The sequence below is a fragment of the Candidatus Aquicultor secundus genome, assembly GCF_002791875.1.
In the GTDB taxonomy this organism is placed as follows: domain Bacteria; phylum Actinomycetota; class Aquicultoria; order Aquicultorales; family Aquicultoraceae; genus Aquicultor_A; species Aquicultor_A secundus.
Genome location: NZ_PFNG01000225.1, coordinates 1 through 3084 on the forward strand (window position 1 = coordinate 1; position 3084 = coordinate 3084).

Here is a 3084-nt window from a genome sequence, read left to right on the forward strand (position 1 = left end):
TACCGCAAGGTAACAAATGCCTTTTTCTTTTAAATAAGACCGACCGCTTTAAGACTTCTGATAAGGAGGTGAAAAAATGAGATTCTTCCGTAACGAAAAGGGCTTTACCCTTATTGAGTTGATGGTCGTTATCCTTATTATTGGTATTTTGGTGGCTATCGCCGTACCGATCTTTAACAACGCCAGGGCTTCCGCGCAGCGCAGGACATGCCAGGCAAATCTGAGGACAATGGATGGCGCTATTCAGATCTGGAAGGCGGATAATCCGGCGGATACCGATGCGTATCCATCAACTATCGACGGGGTGGCACAAGACCTTGTGGGGGGTTATATCAAGGCCATGCCGGTTTGCCCGACTGATAATTCGAGCTATACTGTCCCCAGTGGCGGCGGCTCGGTACCTCCAGTGATAGAATGTATTCATAAGGCTGCCTTAGGTCATAGTTATTAGTAGAATATAGCCGGGAGGCTATTGCAAAAGAGCGGCAAGAGATTGCCGCTCTTTTGCTATTTAGGCTTATGCCGATATTGGGTACATATCAATTGATCCAGGAGATGCACTTGTTATATAAAACCAACGCGGTAGCTACAGGAGTTAATCCTCCCGCGAACGCTGAAAAAGTGGAAACAATCATCAGGGCTTTGCTATATGGCTTGGTTGTCTTTGCTCCGTTGGCCATTTATCCCACTGTGCTCAACCAGGCATTATCGTTAAAATACCTCCTATTTAAAGAAATTTCAGTTGTCGTGATATTCCTGTATTTAGCGAAGGGTTTAATATACGGAACGAAGATACGAATTTCAGGCCTCGAATTATCTCTTGCGATATTTCTCTTTCTTCTGGTTATTTCAACCGCATTATCACTTAATTTGCATATGAGTATTGAAGGCAATTACTTACGATACGATGGTCTAATAAGCTTCTTGAGCTGTATTGCTCTATTTTTTGTTGCAGTCCAATCCTTCAAGAATAAGGCTACGGTTGAAACTGTAGTTAGGTTTGGGGTTGTATCGGCGGTTCTCGTTTCGACCTACGGCATAGCGCAAAGCCAGGGTCTTGATCCGTTCCCCTGGGCGTACCGCATGTTTGAAGGTACGCGGAGTTCTTCAACATTCGGAAACCCCATCATACTTGGCGGCTACCTATCCCTCATGTTGCCACTTGCTGTGACTTTGGCACTACAGAGCAAGACCTCATTTCAAAGAACACTCAATATACTTGCCACGGTATTAATCGCAGTGTGCTTGATTACTACGATGAGCAGGGCTGCGTGGGTTGCGGGATTATTCGGTCTTGCAATCTTAGGTGTCGGCTACGCGCAGAAAAAAGGTTTTACTGCAAGGATAGTAGCCATACCGGCTGCAATCGCCGCTATGGTAGTATTTCTCGCTTCATTAGCGGTAGGGCTACCTATGATGGCCGGGAAGATTTCTTCAGCATTCGGCTTTAACGGAAGCATCGACAGCAGATTTCTGATGTGGGAAAGTGCATTCAAGATGGTATCCGAGAGACCGCTATTCGGTTTTGGCCCGGACACCTTAGGGCTAATATTTTCAAGGTATGAGGTTCCCGGTCTTATAAAATACGATCCTTCAGGTACCTTTGACAACGTTCATAACGCGTTTCTCCAATTGGCCGTAACCACCGGTATCCCCGCGATGGCCACATTTGTCTTCATTCTTGCCTTCGTCTGCTTTAAGACATACAAAAATATACGAGAGAATAGAGATACGTCGCTGGTTACGGTTGGTTTGCTTAGCGGGATAGTAGCGTTCACAATACAAAGCCTCACTGGCGTAACGGGCATCGTTACGTCGGGATTTATGTGGCTATACATGGGTGTTTTGGCTTCGAGCTGGTCACAGCCGGGGATTGAAATCAAGCCAGTACGCAGCGCCAACAGATATATTATCATTGCAACCGCTACTATAGTTTGCCTTTTTGCTAGCATATTCGTTACTAAACCGTTTATAAGTGAGAGCGCGCTTGCCCAGGCTAGATTGGCAACACAAGAAGGCGATGTGATATTAGCAGAAGCTAACTATAAAACGGCCATATCTTATGATCCTAATGATGATAAAGCATACAGTGAGCTTGGCATCATGCTAGTCGATTCGGGGCAATCCTCGCATAATATTTCGCAATGGTCGCGAGGCGTTAAGCTCCTCGGAGAATCAGTCAGGTTATCCCCGTATAACAGGGAAAACAATATCCTGCTTGGGCTTGGTTATCTTTATGGCGGCAGGGCGTTTAATGGTAAGTATTTCAACGCGGCCGTTAAGCCGCTTGCGGAAGCAGTAAGGCTTGATCCACGCAATTATAGAGCCGTTGATTTTCTTGGTATGGCATATCTTGAGACCGGTCGTATGGAAAAAGCATATGCTAATATAGCCAAAGCTCTTAATATCAATTCAAATGATGCTCAAACACATTATCATATGGGTCGATATTATGAAAAGGCCAAGCGGCAGGAGAAAGCACTAAACGAGTACGCGACCGCCCTTAAACTCGATCCGAATTATAAAAATGCAAAAACTGCATATGAAAGGTTGGTAAAACATGGATATGGCGATTTTCTTAAGCACCGAAATTAAGCACCTAAAAGCAAAAAAAATAGCGCTGGGCATAATCATAGCATTAATTATCTTGGCCGCTTTTGTAAGTGATAGATTCATAAGCGCAAACACATTTTATGCACGTGCGGTCCACATGGAAGAGACCGGTTATATTGACGCCGCAAAAAATGGCTACATTCAAACATTGCAAATGAACCCATGGCATGCCGATGCGAATTACCAGCTTGGCGTTCTCATGGGAAAGCAAGGAAACACATCAGAGGCTATAAAATATATAAACCGTGCATTACAATTGAAAGATGACCCTGATTATTACCTTGGTTTAGGATTTCTCTACTTAAACAAACTCCAAGATACAAAAAATGCTGAAAAAAACTTCCGTGAAGCATATGTTTTAGACCCTCATAACTACTTTGCTTGCAACATGCTTGGCATTCTGGCAGAGCACAAGCACGATAGCGAACAGGCGATTCGATATTATAAAAAAGCTATACAGACAAATCCGGG

General features: G+C 44.3%; 3 protein-coding genes. All 3 read left to right on the plus strand.

The genetic code is table 11. The features are described from left to right. The first annotated feature begins 76 nt into the window (after nt 1-76). The gene (locus COY37_RS09595; RefSeq protein ID WP_286977381.1) at nt 77-451 is read left to right on the plus strand and encodes a competence type IV pilus major pilin ComGC; all 375 of its coding nucleotides are present in this window, start codon (nt 77-79) and stop codon (nt 449-451) included. Nucleotides 452-561: 110 nt separating this feature from the next. Continuing rightward, nucleotides 562-2595: an O-antigen ligase family protein gene (locus COY37_RS09600; protein WP_286977383.1), complete on the plus strand. Its 2034-nt coding sequence runs from the start codon at nt 562-564 to the stop codon at nt 2593-2595. Further along, a partial coding sequence (locus COY37_RS09605) for a tetratricopeptide repeat protein (protein WP_286977386.1) occupies nt 2561-3084 on the plus strand: 524 nt, incomplete at its 3' end. The genes COY37_RS09600 and COY37_RS09605, both read left to right, overlap by 35 nt.